Here is a 17,170-nt window from a genome sequence, read left to right as displayed (position 1 = left end):
GATCCGGCACCGGCCTCCTCATTCCCTCGTTCCGCGATGACGGTCGCCCGGCTCCGCAGAATCGCGCCGGGTGTGGCCGTCGTGCCAGGACGCCTGGACGAGTGCCCGTTCGGTGGCCGTGAGGTGGACCGCCGCGGCGAGCCACGCCCAGGCGTACCGGTCGCCGCCGGAGTCGACCAGGCGGCCGAACACGTCGCGGGTGCGGCGGTCGGCCTCCTCGGTGAGCGCGGCGACGAGGGTCGCGGAGGTCTCGAAGCCGGCGCGCCGGAGCGGGGCCCGCTGGGCGAGGGAGTCACCGCCGCGAGCGGACTCGGCGACCGCCCGCCGCCCGCCGGAGACGGCCAGCTCGACGAGGCGTCGCGCCCGCCACAGGGGCGAGCTCGTCACGGGGTCCGCGTCGGCCTCGGCAGGCTCTCGCCAGGGCGGGCAGTCGTCGCGGGGCGGAAGGTGGGAACCCTGCAGGCGGTCGTACCCGAGGTCGGCGCGGTCCAGCCACTCGGCGGGCAGGCGCAGCGTCGGCCCGGCACCCGGAACCGGCCCGACCGCGAGCGGGCGCAGGGTGGCGGCCCTGCCGGGGTCCAACCGGCCGATCACCCGTACCCGCAGTCCCGGCCTGGACGCGAGTCGCCGCAGGTTGTCGACATGGGCCAGCTCGGGGTGGGAGTCGGCAGGTACGAGCCGGATCAGTGGTCCCCACATCCGTCCCGCCGCCGGTTCGGAAAGAGGGGCGGCACCGGAAGGCCCGGGTGACACGAGGGGCGGATCCGATCCGGCGCGGCCCGATTCACCATGGTCCGATTCACCATGGTCCGACCCACCACGGTCCGATCCTCCGCGGTCTCCTTCCGTGGGTGGTGGTAGCTCGCGGGCGAGCAGCCGGTCCCCCTCGGCGCCGACGATCACCAGGTCGCATCCGACCAGCGGCTGTCCGGCTCCCCCGTCGTCCTGCGGATCGCTCCACGAGGCCCCGGAGAACGTCGCGTCGGCCGCCGAGGCGAGCGACCGGGCGAACAGGGCGGCCAGCGGCCCCTCCGACCAGGACAGTCCCGCGACGGGATTGGCCCGCACGCTGCGGCCCGCGCCGAGGCGTCCGTCCGGGGAGATCGTCGTGCCGGAGATCAGCAGCCCTCCGCGGGCCAGCTGGGCGTGGTTGACAGCCGCGGCGCCGAGGGCGACCGTGGCGGTGGCAGCGCCCCGGGCACGGGCCGATCCGCCGGGTTTGACGTCGGCGATGGAGAACCGGCGGCCGTCCTCGGCGACGAGGTGGGTGATCACTCCGCCGTAGCCGGTGGTGCTGATCACCGGTTCCCTGCAGACCCCGTACACCCTCAGCCCCTCGCCCTGACGGTAGGCGCGGCGCGCGGTTCCCACCAGGGCGGGATCGGGGTCGGCCGCCGCGAGCCTGCTCGCGGTCAGCAGGAGTTCCCGGAGCGCGGAGACCAGGTCGGCGAGGCGGTGGCCGTCATGGCGCGCACGAGCGGCCCGCAGTTCGCGGACGACGCGGAGGGCCGCGGCCTCGGCCCGGTGCAGGCCCGCCACCCGGGCCGTGTGGGCCGCGCGGAGCAGCTCGGCCTGGGGAACCGCTCCGGCACCGGGCACCCCGCCCGCGAGAATCCCGCCGGCGGCGTCCCACAACCCGGTCGCGGCGGCCACCTGCCCGGCGTTGGGCCCGGGGACCGGGACGGGGTTCGAGCCCGAGGCGGCGCCGGAGGCCGGGATGGAACCGGAGCCGGAGCCCGAGGAGGCACCCGCACCCGCACCCGTGCTCGCGCCCGCCTTCGTCTCCCTGACCGGTCCCGCGACCGAGGTCGCTTTCCCACCGGAGACCGGGACGGGGTCCGCGACCGGATCCACGGTCGTGTCCGAGCCCTGCCCCGGCCCCGTGTCCACGTCCACGTCCATGTCCACGAGCGGGTCCGGAGACACCTGCGGGTCAGGGTCCGCGACCGGACAGGCGCTGAGGACGGCCGCGCGGTGCAGGCAGCGGGGTGCGAGCAGGCAGCAGCACCGGGCCGCGCCGGGGTCGGCGATCGTGCCCGACGGCCCCGGCGTGAGGGTGACCGTCGCGTCCTCCCCCCAGCTGACGGAGATGTTCTGACCGTCGGCGGCGATCGGGAGCCCGGCGCACCGCTCGATCGCCGCGTCGAGTTTCCTGCGCAGCCGGGGCGTGAGGTCCTCCACGGCCGAGGCGACCACGTGCGGCTCCACCGGCGGCAGGTGCCCTGCCGGGGAGGCGACTGGGAGGTTCAACGGGTTTCTCCTCGGAGACGGTCGCCCACCCAGCGGGCGAGGGCGAGCGGGCTGAGTGCGGCGACGGGCATGCCGGCCGCGACGAGCTGCTGGGCGACGGGCACCGAATATCTCGGGGCTCCGGTGTCGTCCAGAGCGGCGCAGCCCAGCAGGTGCACGCCGGAGGAGACGAGGGAGCGGACCTCGCCGAGAAGCCCTCCGAGCGGGTATCCCTCCTCGAAGTCGCTGACCACCACGACGAGCGTGCGGCTCGGCACGGTGACCAGGGAGCGCGCGTGGGCGAGCCCGGCGGCGATGTGCGTACCGCCGCCGACCCGCACGTCGAGCAGCAGGGACAGCGGATCGGCGACCCGGTCGGTCAGGTCGATCACGCTGGTGGAGAAGGCGAGGAAGTGCGTGGAGAGCGTGGGAACGCCTCCCAGGACGGCCGCGGTCAGCGCGGACCAGATCACCGAGGCCTCCATCGAGCCCGACACGTCGACCACGAAGACCAGCCGCCAGTCGGCCTCGTTGCGTACCCGGGTGGTGAAGACCGGCCGTTCCGGTACGACGAGGAGTCTGCCGTCGCCGGTCCGGCGCGTGTGCGCCAGGTTGGCCCTGAGGGTGGCGGGCAGGTTGAGCCGTCCTCCGGGGCGGCGGGTGGGACGCGGTGTCGCCAGGCCGGTCAGCGCGGGGCGCATCCGGGTGGCGAGCTCCCTGGCCAGCTCGGCGACCAGGCGGCGGACCAGCGGCCTCAGCCGGGAGAGCCGCTGCTCGGGCAGCCCTCCCGCCAGGGACAGGACGGAGGTCAGCAGGTCGATCGACGGGCGTACCGAGTCGGGGTCGAGTTCGGACAGCACGTCGGTCCGCCCGGCACCGGCCGCGCCGGCCAGCACCTCCTCCCGCACCTCCGCCCCGAACAGGGCGTCGAGCTCCTCGGCCCACTCGCGGGCGGAGGGGAATGAGGCCCCCTGGCCGCCACCGTCGCCGCCGTTACCCGATCCGGGCCCGAAGTCGCCCGCTCCCTCTCCCCGGCCCGCCCCGTACAACTCGTCCAGGGCGTGCGCGTAGCGTCTGGCTCCGGCGGGCAGCCGCTCGGTCTCCCTTCCGAGGAGCAGGCGCCACCGGTCGGCCGGGGCGAGCCGGCGCGGGACGGCCTCCCCTGCCCCTCCCGGTACGGGCTCCGGAGGCTCCGGCTCGTACCCGCTCGTCTCCCCCGGGGGCACGACGGCCTCGCCCACCCGGCCCCGGGTGGGCGGCTCGGACCCGGCGGGCGGGAGGGAGAGGCCGGGCACGGGCAACCGCAGGGCGGTCAGGGCGGCCAGCCCGGCGGCGTCCGCGGCGGCCCAGAGCGCCAGGAGCTCGGGCGGGGCGCTCAAGGCCAGGTCGATACGGTCGCCGAGACGGTCGGTCACGGCCCGCAGCAGCCGGTCGCGCGCCGCCGGGGCGAGGATGTCGAAGCCGCCGCGCAGCGCGGGAAGCCGGTCGAGAAAACCCTGGTCGGTGAGGCCGTCGACGCGGTCGAGCAGCGGGTCGAGGGCCGCCGCGGCCGACTGCAGGAGCGGGCCCGCGGCGACCAGCAGGCCGGTGAGCAGGCGGGACAGGCGGTGGCGCCCCTCCGGCCCCGTGGCGGTGTCGACCCATCCGGCGGCTCGGGCTCCGAGGGTGTCCGGCTCGTCCATGTCGAGCAGGACGCGCGCCGCGAGCGCTGCCCCTTGGATGAGCGGGGAGCCGGTACGCGCGAGGGTGTCCAGCGCGTCGTCGAGGCTCAGGCCGAGCCGGTGCTCGGCGGAGCGGGTGACGAGCGCGATCAGGGCGGCGGCGTCCTCGGGCTGATCACTGCCGGTCAGGCCGGGCAGTGACCGTACGGCCGCCTCCAGCAGGGTGCCCGCCAGCTCCGCCGCCCGGTCCCGGCTCTGCGGCGTGGTGCCGGGAAGGTGCTCGCGGCGCAGCGCCTCCAGCAGGTCGAGGGCCTGGAGCAGGTCGGGCAGTCCCGCGGTGGCGGGAAGTATCGAGGCGGCGTCCTCGATGCGGTCGGCGACCAGGTCCCGCAGGTCGCAGGCGGCCGCGGCGCGCAGGCCCGCGAGGATCAGCTCGCAGGTGGGGCCGCCCTCGGCGGACTCCCTGCGGAAGGTCTCACGCAGCGTCCCCTCGGCGGCCAGGGCCGCGGTGACGCCCCGTACGCCCGCCAGGTCCAGCAGCGCGGCGGCCGAGGGCGTCCACGAGAGCAGCCATCGGGTGGTGAGGGCCGTCCCGTCCCCCGTACCCGTCACCTCGGTCGGCCTGCCGTAGCCGGTGCCGCACACCAGCAGGCGTTGCAGCAGGATCTCGCGGCGGCGGTCCAGGTCCGAACGGAGCGGGTCGAGGCGGACCTCGCGGGAGCCGGGATCACCGGGGTGGGGCAGCCGCAGCTCCGCCAGTTCGGTCTCGACCGCCGGGCCCAGCCCGGAGCGGGGGGTGCCCGGCGCGGTCCTGCCGCGCTCGGTACCGACGAGGACCGTCTCGAGGGCGCGGGCGAGCGCCCGGCCGCGCCCCAGGGGTTCGCCCTGGCCGAGCACGGTCGTCACCGCCTCGAGCAGCTCGCCGCGCCCCGGCGCGGGCAGCCCGCGCAGCCGGGCCAGGTCGCAGGCGAGCCGCAGCGTCTCCACGGCCTCGCCGGTGCCCGCGGTGTGCCCGGCGGCGCGCAGCTCACGGCAGACCTCGGTGATCGTACGGGCGGCGGCGTCCCTGATCCTCCCGGGATCGCCGCCCGCGGTGAGGACCGCCTGCTGCCAGCGCGGGTCACGGATGCCCGCCGGGTAGCCGGACCTGGAGTCGAGCAGGTCGAAGGCGTACGGGACGAGTGAGGTGGCGGGCGGGGGACCTCCGGCGGCCGGCGCGGCGGGGGTGTCCGTGCCGCGCGCCGAGGTGCCCCTGCCGGAGGGTGCCTGACCCGGAATGGCCTGACCGGAGGCGGGGTGGGCCGGGGTGGCGTCCGGGGTGGCGTGGTCCGGGGGAACCGTGCCGGGAACGGCCGGGGCAGCGGTAGCCGGGTCACGGGTGACCAGGGCGGGAGCGTGGAAGGCGCCGATCACCGCGGCGACCCGCCGGCCTTCGGTGGCCGCCCCGGCGAGAACCTCGCGCATGTGCGCCTCGCGGGCCAGGTCGCCGGGCGACACTCCTCCCGAGGCCTCCGCGTCCTGCCGCAGCGCCCAGCCCACGCCCAGCGCCGCGCGGCGTACCGCCTCGGGCGGGCAGCCGGGGGCGAGCACCTCGACGGCGCGATCCCACATGTCGTCCCCGTCCCTGCCCGTGGCGGAGGCGGCGAGGCCGTCGGCGAAGGCCCTGGACGGCGGTGTCGCCGCGCCGGATCTCACCGGATCACTCTCCGACCAGGCGGGGGCGGAGAGCGGGAGGTCGCAGCAGAGCACCTCGGCCCCGCGTTCGCGCGCCCAGCGGATGGCGGCCAGCTCGGGCGAGAAGTCGGCGAAGGGGTAGAAGCCGAGCCGCCCGTCACCACCCGTACCGGCGAGGGCGACCGGCGCGAGGGTGGCCGGATCCGCCAGGTGGACGAGCCACGGCTGGAAGTCGGCGGGCAGCTCGACGCAGACCACCTCGGCTCCGGCGGCGTCGAGCAGGGCCGGGACGGCCGCCGCCAGCGCGGGGCTGTGGTGACGCACGCCGAGCAGGTAGGGCCGCCCGTCACCACCCGCCTTGGCGAGCGCCTCCACCGCGCCCCGCGGATCGGCACCGACGCCCCCGCCGTGGGCGTCCACGTCAGGAAGATCGGGACCGCGATCGGCCGTCACCCGGACACCACCGTCTCGAACATCCCCGCCGGAAACACCGAAACCATGCCCGGCCGTCACCCGGACACCACCATCTCGAACGCCCCCGCCGGAAACACCGGAACCACGCCCGGCCGTCATTCGGCCATCATCGTCTTGGGCACCCGTGTCCCCCGCACCGGGAGTGCCCGCCTGCCGCTCGCTCGTCAACGCAGGTTCTCCCGCAGGTCCCAGAGGCGGCGCCACATCGTGGAGCCGTCCTCGGCGCGGCGTCGCACCGGGCCGTCCCAGTAGCCGAGCAGCCGCGCGTGGTCGGCCGGATCGTCCTTGCGGACCACGCCGAGCAGGTGACCGGGTACCAGGTCGAGGACATCCCCGCCTGGCAGGTAGGCCGCCGCCACCCCGAGGGAGGCCGCCACCTGCACCGCCTCGGCCGTGGACATCACGGTTCCCGGGCGCTCCACGTCCCAGCCCTCGGCCGAGCGGCCGGAGCGCAGGTCGCGGAACACGGTGACCAGCGCGTCCAGCACGGCGTCGTCGACGCCGAAGGCGGCACCGGCCCGCCGCACCACGGCGGTGGCCTGGCCGCGTACCAGGGCGGCCTCGGCGACGGGATCGGCGATGGGGACGACGGTCTCGAAGTTGAACCGGCGCTTGAGCGCCGCCGACATCTCCGAGACGCCCCGGTCGCGCAGGTTGGCCGTGGCGATCACGGTGAAACCGGGGGTGGCCGCCGTCAGGGCGTCGGGCGTGCCCGCGAGCTCGGGCACGCTGAGGCGCCGGTCGGACAGGATCGACACCAGGGCGTCCTGCACCTCGGGCAGGCAGCGGGTGATCTCCTCGATCCGGACGACCCGCCCGGCCCGCATGGCGGCCAGCACCGGGGAGTCGACCAGCGCCTGGCGGCTCGGCCCCTGGGCGAGAAGCAGGGCGTAGTTCCAGCCGTAGCGGAAGGCGTCCTCGGTGGTGCCGGCGGTGCCCTGCACGGTGAGCGCGCTCGTGCCGCAGACGGCGGCGGCGAGAAGCTCGGAGAGCATCGACTTGGCGGTACCCGGCTCGCCGACCAGCAGCAGGCCACGCTCGCCCGCGAGGGTGACCACGCAGCGTTCCACCAGGGAGCGCTCGCCGACGAACTTGGGGGCGATGGCGAGCCGGGCGGGCGGCGCGGTGCCGCCGTCACCGCCGTCGCGGCTCTTCGCCTGCCGGGATCCGGGCAGTTCGAGGGTCTCGCCCCCGCTGCCGCAGACGAAGGTGACGACCGCTCGCGGGGTCAGCGCCCAGCCGGGCGGGCGGGGGCCGTCGTCGTGGGCGGCGAGGAAGGCGAGTTCGGTGGCGTGCTGTTCCTCGGCCGGCAGCGTCCGCCGGCTGGGAAGGGCGGCGGAGGCCACCGGTTCGGTCATGGTCATCGGGGAGATCCTTCTGTCCGGGAGAATGCCCGATCCGGCCGGGACACGGGCGACAAGCCCGCGCCCCGGCCGATCAGGCCTGGTGAAAACAGTGAAAACAGTGGAAGCGGTGAAACCGGTGGAATCGGGTGTTTCCCACTGGAGCGATCCGTGCCCACGGAAGTCAGCGCGTACGGTTCGTCCGCGCGGCCCGCCGCGCGAGATCCGCACCCACGAGAGCACCCATGAGGTCCGGACCCGCAAGAAGAAGGTCCGGGCCCGCGAGAGGAAAGCCCCCGTGGGAAAAGGGCGTCCGCGGGAAGAGGTCGCCCGCGTCAGCGGCGCCTGCCGCGCCGTACGCGGAGCTCCTCGAAGCGGGGAACGTCGCCGTCGCGAACCCGCTGCCACGCCCTGGTGTAGAGGTCGGCGGCGGGCTCGGCGGGAACGAGCACCCCGAGCACCGGGCTCTCCTCACCGACCAGGTCGAGCAGGGGGAACTTCCACCGTTCGAGCGGGACGTTCGGAGCCTTGAGCTCGGCCCAGCCTCCCGGCAGGAAGAGCGAGCGGCCCGCTCGGGTGCGGCTCGCCTCGACCACCAGGTCGGTGGCGGCCAGCTCGGCGCGGGCCGCCTTGAACCGGGCGGGTTTCCAGCCGGTCCACCGGGTGACGTTCTTGTCGGTGGGATCCGGCATCGCGAGCAGCGCCAGGTAGAGCGCCGCGGCGTCCTGGCCCAGCCCGTACTCCCCCGAGACCTGGGAGAGCAGCGCGGGCACGGAGCGGGAGGGGTCCTGCGGCCACCAGGTGCCGTCGGCCGCGCGCTCCCCCGCCACGGGGTCTCCGGGGTCGGCGAGGAGCGCCTCGAAACGCGGATCGCGGGCGGTGCGCAGCGCCAGCTCGGCGGGGAAGGGCCGCTCCGGGTGACCGGTCAGGGCACGCAAGGCCGGCAGGTAGGGGTCGTTCCCCGACGCGTCGAGCAGGGCGACGCGCAGGCCCGGGGCGGGCCGGTCGTCATGGGTGGCCATGATCACGGCGCCGTGGCGCTCCCAGCCCTCGGCGACCTCGGTGGGGGCTCCCGCGACCTTGCGGAACCCGGGGAGGTCGACGTACTCGCCCAGGTCGAGCAGCAGGTCGGGATTGGCCAGCCGCTCCCTGATCGCGGCCAGCACCGCGGGCAGCGCGGCCCGTACGGGATCGCCGGAGGGCAGCCGGTGGGCGAGCCACGCGGTCAGCGCGATCGCGGAGAGCAGCGTGGAATGGGTGAATCCGGTGTCGCCGCCGTCGGCAGGGGCGACGCGGTCGCCCTTCACCCGCCAGCGCAGGTCCGTGCTGAACTCCGGTGCCGAGGCCGGGTCGAGCAGGGCGGGCAGCGCCCGGCTCGGCTCCCACCAGGGACGCACCGCGCGGGTCGCCTCCCCGACGAGCCACTCGGGGACGGCGGCCCGCCGTCCCACCCGGTCGTTCCACACGCGCGCGGCGGCGGCGACGTCCGGCCCTTCGGTCCACAGCGCGGCCGGGCGCTCGGGCAGCAGCGCGCCGACGACCTCCCGCCGTACGTCGGCGTTCATCCCGCGCAGCTCGTCCTTGGCCACGGCGGCGTCGGCCGCCTTCACGCCGAGGGTCGCCCGCAGGCCGCCGGGCAGGAAGCCGCGCTCGTGGCTGTCCACGTACGGCAGCCCGGCGACGACCAGCCGGGCCGTCGTCTCGGTCACCCCGGTGAGCCGCGCGAACTCCTCCGCGCTCTCCGGCCGCCAGGGCACGGGGCCGCGTCCGGCGAGCTCGGTGAGGAACTCCCCGAGCCAGCCCGCGTGCCTGGCCTCGCCGACCGGCCCCGAGAAACGCACGGTGTAGGGGTGGGGCACGTCGAAGCGGCCCGCCGGGTCGTGGAAGAGCGCGGTGAAGCGGTAGCCTCCGCCGCTGTCGGAGTCGAAGGTCAGGAACGCGATGAGGGCGCCGTCCGCCAGCGGGAGCACGTTGCGCCAGCCGCCGCCGGGACGCCTGTTCCGCACGTTGTCGACCCAGGCGCTGTCGAGGTGCAGGACGAAACGGCGCCAGGAGGACGGTTCCGCCGCGGAGGCCAGCCCGAGCGTCTCGAACTCGGAGAGCAGCTCGCGCAGCGCGCCCGCCTGCTCGGGATCGGACGCCGACGCCGCCCGGTAGGCGAGCGCGGCCGACCGGTCGAGCAGCGGTTCCCACTCCGTGGAGAGGTAGGCGAGCGGCGGTCCGTCCACGTGGAGGCGGACGGACCGGCCGGAGGGTGTCAGCCTCTCGCGGCCGATCGTCCGGAGCTGCTGGAAGATGTTGTGGGACGTCTCCCTCCGCCCCCAGTACGGGGTCACGACACCGAGGCCGTTGAGCGCCTCGGCGAGCAGCCGGTCGGAGGGGCCCTCCGGCTCTCCCTCCTCCCGCTCGCCCGCGAGTGCGGCGGCGAGCCTGTCCGCCGCCGCGTCCAGGGTGGCCCGCTGGGTGGCGGCGAACGCCACCACCCCGGCGATTCCGGCGATCAGCGCGTCATGGGTGACCTGCGGCAGCAGGGCGCGGACCAGGTCGCGCAGCTCCTCTCGCGGCGACCGCGGAGGCTGCCCCGGCTGCCCCGGCTGCCCTTGATCGGCGGACTCGACGGACTCGACGGAACCCGCGGCCTTCAGCAGGGCCGCCGCCGTCTCCCCGTCGATCCGGCGCAGAGCCGACGAGCCCTCCGGATCGCGGGGCCGCATGAGGTGCCAGTGACGAAGCGGCGGCAGAAGGGTGGTGCCCTCCGCGAAGACTCCCGGCTCACCCTGCAGCGAGGCCGTCGCGACGACGACGCCCTCCGGGTCGACAAGTTTGACATCGCGGTAGCCCGTGACGACGGCGCGCGGCCGGTCGTCACCGGGGAAGGTCACCGCGCGCGACGGCCAGTCGTGCCCGTCAGGACCGCCGCGCAGGGTGACGGCGCGCCCGGTGAGGTCCTCACCGCGCAGCGATCCGTCGGGCAGCTCGACCACCCGCCAGCCGAGCAGACCGTCCGCCGAAACGCCGTCCGGGGTGGCCTCGCCGGAGAGGGCGGGCAGCACCCAGCCGTCGCGGAAGGTGCTGCCCGGCGGCGCCGAGCGCAGCGCGTCGGCGAGGAACCCGGGCACGCTCAGCCTGCCCTCCGTCATGCCGGCGGGGTCGTGCTCGCGCCAGCCATTGACGTCGGTGTCCCAGATCCAGAACGAGGTCCCGTCACCCATCAGGCGGCGCCTGCGGGGCACCACGGTGTCACCCGGGTACAGCACCCCGGCGCCCGTGGCCCGCCCGCCGCCGGGGAGCGGCAGGGTGACCGTGTCGGCGCCCAGCGCCCACTTGCCGCCCTCCCCCTCCATCGCGAGGATCGTCCCCGCCGAGGAGTGCCAGTATCCGCGCAGCCCGTCACCGTAGGTGTGCCAGTAGACGAGCAGCTCGCCGTCGACGTGCTGGAAGTCGGGGTCGCCCCAGACGCCGTCCGGTGCCGGGCGCAGGTCGTGGACGAGCACGGTTCCCTCCGGGCCGATGACCCTGGCCCGGGAGGGGCCGGAGACGATCAGGTTCGGCCAGGCGTCGGCGGTCTCGATCTCGTTCAGGTCCTTCGGGCCGACGAGGTCGGCGACCGCCTCCTCCCAGGCCGGCCAGCCCAGCTCGTCGAGGAGCCCGCCGCGCAGCGTCCTGGCGAGTTCGGCGGCGAGGTCGGCCCGCACCGCCTCGGCGACCTCCTCCCCGGCGAGCACCAGCGCCTCGCCGGGCAGCCAGGTCAGCCGGCTGAGGGCGTCGGGCAGCTGCGGCAGGCCGGTGGCGGCCGAGCGACGGGCGACCGCGCCCACCCACTCCGCCAGCATCGTCCGGCCGCCGGGCGAGGCCGCCAGGCGGCGTACGGCCCGGTTCCCGTCGGTGTCGTTACTGAACGCCTCGGCGGCGCGGTGGAACGCGCGCCGGAACCGGGGGGCGGCGGCCAGCGCGAGCAGGTCGCGCCCCTCCTCCGCGCGCGCCCAGGGCTCCAGCAGCAGGCGGGCGTCGTCACCCGGATCGGCGACCGGTATCTCCAGCGACAGCAGGAGGTCGACCAGGTCGGGGTCGGGCTTGAACGGCACGGTCCCGCCCGTCGCGGCGAGCTCGGCGCGCAGCCGTCCCGCCACGCGCTCGACCAGCGCGTACAGGCCGGGCAGCCTCGGGTTTCCCCGCCAGCCGGGGTTCCAGATGGCCAGGAAGCGCTCGAGCCAGCCCGCCGTGCCGTCGGCGGGGCGTTCGCCCTCGGGCACCTCGGCCTCTCCCAGGCCCGCGGTGGCGCCCGACTCCTCCAGCACCTCCAGCCAGAGGGCGGGCATGTCGTCGTCGCCGTTGGCGGGCATCGCGTTCAGCAGCGTCCCGCGGAAGGCGGGCTCTCGCCGGGCGAGGTTCGCCAGGGCCGGGCGGTGCGCCTTCCACCAGCCCAGCGGCGCCCCGGAGGTGGCGGGCAGGGCGAGCAGGTCCACCAGGTACGACTGCTCCTCGACGTCCGCGTCGAGCCCGGCGGCCCTGGCCAGGCGGCGCAGCTCGACGGCCATCTGCGCGGACGGCGACAGCCCGCCCGCCGTGCGGCGCACGCACAGCCGGTGGATCCTGCGCAGCGCCTCGTTCGCCGGCACCCGGCCCGCCAGCTCCTTGGCGTACACGGACAGGGCCTTCACCGGCAGGGCTCCGGCGAGCGCGAACTCCAGGAAGACCGCGTCGAGCCGGTCCTCGTCGACGGGCAGGCCGTGCTCGCTCTCGGCCCTGCGCGCCTGGACGAACATCTGTGACGCGTAGGTGGTGTTCTCCACCGAGAGGAACACCCGGCCCGCCTGTTCGAGGAACGTCGGCAGGAAGTGCGGGACGGCCCCGGCCAGCTGGGTGGCGAGCCGCTGGTAGGCGTCGAGGGCGGCCTTCGGCTTGGACTTCGCCTGCCGGCTCGCGCGGTCCAGCTCCGGCACCAGGGCGAGCGCGTGGTGGCCGTCCTCGGGGTGATGCACGAGCACCCACTCGGGGAACCCGAGCGAGCGCCGCAGGCCCACCCCGACGACGGCCGGTTCGCCGTCCGGCTCCAGCCCGAGGAAACCCGCCGCGGCGTCCTCCGCGGCGCCCAGTTCCTCGGCGACCAGGCGCACCACCACCCGGTCCTCCAGACCGGGGTGCCGGTAGGCGCGCGCGGTCAGCGGCACCGCCCGCTCGCCGCCGTCCGTGCCCGGCGGAAGGACCGCCCCGGCCTCCAGCAGCTCCCGCGCCTCGGTGACGCGCGCCGCCTCCCGCGGCTCGGGAACCGCGGTGCCGCCCCGCTGCCCGGACGGCTCGTGCGCCCCGGCTCCGTCGCCCGTTCCCGGCAGCTCGTGCGTCCCGGCCTCGGGGGTGCTCACTGACGACGTGGCGTCGCTCACGCGTTCGTTCCTTCCTCGACGTTGCGGCCGGCGTACAGCGCCGCGGCCATGCGCATTCCCTCGGACCAGGCCACCGGGCCGACCTCCCGCAGGGGGAGCCGCCTGCCGTCACGGTCGTGCCAGGTCAGGCTTCCGGTCTCGGTGTCACCGTCCCAATAGGGCTCTCCGATCCACACCGACGCCTCGGCGCCCCGCCCGGCGTCGCGCACCGCGCAGGTGGCGTAGCCGCCCGACACGCGGTAGCCGAGCGAGGTCGCGCGGGCGGCGAGGCCGAACCGGAAGGCGAATCTCCCCCCGGCGAACTCCGTCACCTCGGTGGCCTTCTCCGCGAAGTCGGCGGGCCTGGCCCAGGTCGCCCGGTGGATCTGCTCGACGCGCTGGGTCACGCCCAGTTCCGCGGCGAACTCCCTCAGGTCGTCCAGGTCGGGGAGCAGCACCGGGTGGGGCAGCGTCACGGTCTCCGGGGACATCCGGACGGTCTCGCCGTCCAGGTTCACCGTCCGCAGCTCGCCGGAGCCGGTGACGTCCCGCAGGAAGCCCGCCTCGTCGTCGCCGACCACCACGAGGTCGCACAGCACCGACCGCCACGCCTCGTCCGGCCACAGCCGGGCCACCAGCCCGGTGGGGACGGGCAGGGACGACACCATCCAGGCGTCCACCCGTGCCACACAGGTGGCCTCGTGCCGGTCGAGCCACTCGGCCAGGCGGCGCAGCCGCTCGACTTCGGGGTGCTCGCGCACCTGTTTGGGCAGCGATTTCAGCTGCCGTCCCGCCGCCCGGCCCGCGGTGGCCCTCGCCGCCACCCGGCCCTCCACCAGAGCGACCTCGTACCCGTCTCCCGCTGCCAGCCAGCCCAAAGGGTCCCGCCTTTCACCATGGAAGGATTGCCGACGCCCACGGGGATTTCGTCACCCGCGACCGTGATGCGCGGAACGCTAACGCCCCGGACCGACAAACCTGTACTCGGCGGCGCGCGGGTCACCCGCCACGGCACCGGATTCGCCGCGCGGCGGACGGATGTGACGCGGCGGGCGACGCGCCTACGTCGTCTGCCGCTCGTTTCTGGCCTGGTCGTGGCGTACGCGGGCCTCCATGACCGCGGGCATCTCGCCCTCCAGCCATTCGATGAGGTCGAGCAGGCGCCGGGCGGCCTGGGCGCCGAGCGGCGTGAGGCTGTACTCGACCTTCGGGGGAATGGTCGGCTCGGCCTCGCGGTGGACCAGGCCGTCGCGCTCCAGGGCCTGCAGGGTCTGGGCGAGCATCTTCTCGCTCACTCCGTCGACCCGGCGGCGCAGGGCGTTGAAGCGGTAGGTCCCGTCGTTGAGCGCGACCATGACCAGGATGCCCCAGCGGCCGGTCAGGTGCTCCATCGTCTCGCGCGAGGCGCATCCGCGCACGAAGACGTCGAAGGTGAGCTGGCTGAACTCGTCCAGCGGGATCGCGGCCTGGTCGTCCATCCGCCCACTCTAACTTTCTCGTCGCACTGCGCAAAAGAAAGCACTAACTTTTAGTTGGCACTATATATTAGTTAGTACTAACCTGATGGCGACCCTTCGAGCGAGGAGAAGTGAAATGATCGTTGTCACCGGTGCCACCGGTCAGCTCGGCCGCCTGGTGGTGGACGGCCTGCTGGAGCGCGTGCCCGCGGACCGTGTCGTGGCGGCCGTGAGAACTCCCGGCAAGGCCGCCGACCTGGCCGCGCGCGGCGTCAAGGTCAAGGAGGCCGACTACGAGCGGCCGGAGACGCTCAAACGGGCCTTCGCCCCCGGCGACACGGTCCTGCTCATCTCCGGCGACGCCGTCGGGCGGCGCCTCGGGCAGCACCGCGCCGTGGTGGACGCGGCCAGGGCGGCCGGGGTGGCCCGCATCGTCTACACCAGCGTGCTGCACGCCGACACCACGCCCCTGGCGCTGGCCGTCGACCATCGGGGCACCGAGGAGCACATCCGCGCCTCCGGGATCCCGTTCACCTTCCTGCGCAACGGCTTCTACACCGAGGTCTACGCGGCGTCCGTCCTCCAGGGAGTCGAGCACGGCGCGATCCTCGGCGCCGCCGGTGACGGCCGCGTCGCCGGCGCGTCCCGGGCCGACTACGCGGCCGCGGCCGTCACCGTGCTCACCCGCGAGGAAGACGGCGACAAGGTCTACGAGCTCTCCGGCGACACCGCGTGGAGCCTGCCCGAGCTGGCCGCCGAGGCGTCGGCGGTCTCCGGCAGGCCGGTCGTCTACCGGAACCTCCCGCACGCCGACTTCCGCCGGGCCCTGATCGACGCGGGCCTGCCGGAACCGGTGGCGACCATGTACGCCGACATCGATCTCGACATCGTCCAGGGAGCCCTGTCCCCCACCCCGGGCGAGCTCAGCGCCCTCATCGGCCGCCCCACCACACCGCTGCGCGAGTCGGTGGCCGCCATCCTGAAGGAGGCGTGAGCTCTCCCTGTGTCATGACAGGGACATGAGCTCTCACGATGAGAGCGGACGGAGGATGTCAGGGGCCGCCGTTCGAGGACCTCCACCGCCCGAGGGTCAGGCCGATCTCCCGGCGCGACTGCTCCACCGCCCCGGAACCGGTGGCGAGGCCGCCGAACGGGCCGGCGACTTCGGGTTCTTCCCGCCCGGCCCGCGCTCCGCCGAGGGTTTCACTCCCCGTAGCGTCCTCCCGGCCCATCGGCCGACCCAAGCGCCGCACTTCCATGCCGGGCGGACGGCGGCCTCACGCGTTCGGGACCTGCTCCGCGACGGTGGGGGCATCCTGATCGTTCGCGGGGGCCTCCGGGAAGTTACGTCCCCACCACGCGTTCCAGCGGGATTCGAGATCGGCGAACGCGGCGTCGTCGAGGCCGTACGTGGTGAGCACCATCATGGCGGCGCCGCCCGGATTGGCGGGTGAGGGCGGGTTCTGAGCAGCGACCAGCAGGCCGTCGCCCCAGCCGTCGACGGTGAGGCCGACCTGGTTGGCCGAGCGGAACCGGACCTGGCCGCGCAGCGTCTCCACGGTGGGGCTCTCCAACTCGTACGGGCTCGCCGGGGGCAACCCGGCCACCGCCGCGAGACCGGTGGCCTCCAGCACCGGCGGGGCCGCCGCACCGGAGAGGAAGACCGTGCGCCGGTCGGCGCCCGGGTGCCGTTCCAGGGCGAACGCGAGCTGGTGGACGAAGGTGATCCAGCCCTCGGTGATGTCGTCGTAGTAGGCGTCCCAGTCGGGGTCGCCACCGCGCGGGGCCCGGGTCACCCTCAGGCCCGTACGGCCGTCGAGGTCGGCCAGCTCGAACAGGTCGCCGCCCTGAATCTCCAGCCGGTGCTCGGCGGCCGACTCCACGACGTTCTGGTGGTAAATGACCTCGATCTCCTTGTCGAGGCCGTCGAAGTGCCAGCCGTGCCAGCGCCGGATCAGCTCGGGGTCGCGCAGCGCGCTCCACACGTCGCCGACGGGTGCGGCGATGGTGACCTCGATGGAGAACGGCTCGTCTGTCATGGGATACCTCCAACGTGGGAACCCCGGACCTCGGTCCCGGGAAGGATGTCAACCGCCGGTTTCCGGCGTACCGGAGACCGGATGCCTAGCGTTTTCTCCCGGGCCGGAGACCGGATGCCCATCGGTTTCCGGCGTGCCGGGGGTGAGACCGGTTCCTCGCGGACCGGGGGCCGGATGCCCACCGGCGACGAGACGGTAGAGCCGCCCACCGGGGGTGTCGAAGCGGGCCGCGACCTGGGAGAGGGCGTCGGCGAGCGCGTCGGTGAAGTCGTGCACGTCGCCGGGCTCGGCGAAGCGCACCCGCGCCTCAAGGGTGAACGTCAGCAGCCGGACGCCCTGCCGGTCGGCGGTGGCGGCCATGCGGGTGACGTCGCGCACCGTGTCGGCGGCCACCTCGACGAGGTGCTCGGCGGCGTACTGGTCGGCGACGCGGCGGAACCCCTCGGCGGTCCCGGTGGCCCCGCCACCGTCACCGTCACCGCCGCCGGTCTCGTCGGCCTTGCTCGCTTCGTCGGCCTCGTCGGCCTCGTCGGGTGAGGTGAGCACGCCGGGGTCGACGAGGAAGGCGTTCGCGGTGACCCTCATGACGCGCTCGACGAAACCGCGCCGCGGGCGTTCCTCCACCAGCTCGATCAGCCCGGCTTCCTCCAGCACCCTGAGGTGGTATCCGACCCGCTGGCGCGGCAGGTCGAACTCGGCCGCGAGCTGGACCGCGGAGGCGGGCTCGCGCAGGCGGCCGAGAAGCCGTCGGCGGATCGGGGGGAGTGCGACACGCAGGCGGTCGGGCTCGTCCATGAGTGTCATCTCGGTCGCGGGCACGGCCTCATGGAACCATTAGACAAATTAATCTGTCAATTGGCGCCGCAAGCCGGTGACCACACCGGCGGCCGGGTCGCCGTCACCCGGCGCACGCCGGTCGGGCGCCCACGC

Annotated in this window: 9 protein-coding genes; 1 reads left to right on the top strand and 8 read right to left on the bottom strand. The window is 74.9% G+C overall.

What is annotated here, in order from left to right; all coding sequences use genetic code 11:
- Positions 1 to 18: 18 nt before the first annotated feature.
- The 6 genes from OG587_RS27085 to OG587_RS27060 all read right to left on the bottom strand — a co-directional run bounded on the left by OG587_RS27085 (position 19) and on the right by OG587_RS27060 (position 14,222).
- The gene (locus OG587_RS27085; RefSeq protein WP_329080037.1) at positions 19 to 2,250 is read right to left on the bottom strand and encodes a hypothetical protein; all 2,232 of its coding nucleotides are present in this window, start codon (positions 2,248 to 2,250) and stop codon (positions 19 to 21) included.
- Positions 2,247 to 6,017, bottom strand: a complete 3,771-nt coding sequence (locus tag OG587_RS27080) for a vWA domain-containing protein (protein ID WP_329080035.1) — start codon at positions 6,015 to 6,017, stop codon at positions 2,247 to 2,249. Before OG587_RS27080 ends, OG587_RS27085 begins: the two co-directional genes overlap by 4 nt.
- A gap of 185 nt (positions 6,018 to 6,202) precedes the next feature.
- Positions 6,203 to 7,402: an ATP-binding protein gene (locus OG587_RS27075; RefSeq protein ID WP_329080033.1), complete on the bottom strand. Its 1,200-nt coding sequence runs from the start codon at positions 7,400 to 7,402 to the stop codon at positions 6,203 to 6,205.
- 314 nt (positions 7,403 to 7,716) lie between these two features.
- Positions 7,717 to 12,765: a DNA-binding protein gene (locus OG587_RS27070; RefSeq protein WP_329080031.1), complete on the bottom strand. Its 5,049-nt coding sequence runs from the start codon at positions 12,763 to 12,765 to the stop codon at positions 7,717 to 7,719.
- Positions 12,762 to 13,622: a DUF4132 domain-containing protein gene (locus OG587_RS27065; RefSeq protein WP_329080029.1), complete on the bottom strand. Its 861-nt coding sequence runs from the start codon at positions 13,620 to 13,622 to the stop codon at positions 12,762 to 12,764. The genes OG587_RS27070 and OG587_RS27065 overlap by 4 nt, the downstream gene beginning before the upstream one ends.
- Positions 13,623 to 13,805: 183 nt before the next feature.
- Positions 13,806 to 14,222 carry a winged helix-turn-helix transcriptional regulator gene (locus tag OG587_RS27060; protein ID WP_329080028.1) on the bottom strand — a complete coding sequence of 139 codons (417 nt, stop codon included), beginning with the start codon at positions 14,220 to 14,222 and terminating at the stop codon, positions 13,806 to 13,808.
- Between the two features lie 115 nt (positions 14,223 to 14,337).
- On the opposite strand from OG587_RS27060, the gene OG587_RS27055 reads away from it, so the two are divergent.
- Complete coding sequence (locus OG587_RS27055) at positions 14,338 to 15,195, top strand: NmrA family NAD(P)-binding protein (RefSeq protein WP_329080026.1); 858 nt, start codon at positions 14,338 to 14,340, stop codon at positions 15,193 to 15,195.
- Positions 15,196 to 15,478: 283 nt separating this feature from the next.
- On the opposite strand, the gene OG587_RS27050 is transcribed toward OG587_RS27055, so the two are convergent.
- Both OG587_RS27050 and OG587_RS27045 read right to left on the bottom strand, forming a co-directional pair.
- The gene (locus OG587_RS27050; RefSeq protein WP_329080024.1) at positions 15,479 to 16,240 is read right to left on the bottom strand and encodes an SRPBCC family protein; all 762 of its coding nucleotides are present in this window, start codon (positions 16,238 to 16,240) and stop codon (positions 15,479 to 15,481) included.
- Between the two features lie 48 nt (positions 16,241 to 16,288).
- Entirely contained in the window at positions 16,289 to 17,059 is a 771-nt protein-coding gene (locus OG587_RS27045) for a helix-turn-helix domain-containing protein (RefSeq protein WP_329080022.1), read from the bottom strand.
- Positions 17,060 to 17,170 lie beyond the last annotated feature (111 nt).

It is taken from the genome of Streptosporangium sp. NBC_01469, from assembly GCF_036227305.1.
In the GTDB taxonomy this organism is placed as follows: domain Bacteria; phylum Actinomycetota; class Actinomycetes; order Streptosporangiales; family Streptosporangiaceae; genus Streptosporangium.
This window is presented reverse-complemented; position numbering and strand designations above follow the sequence as displayed.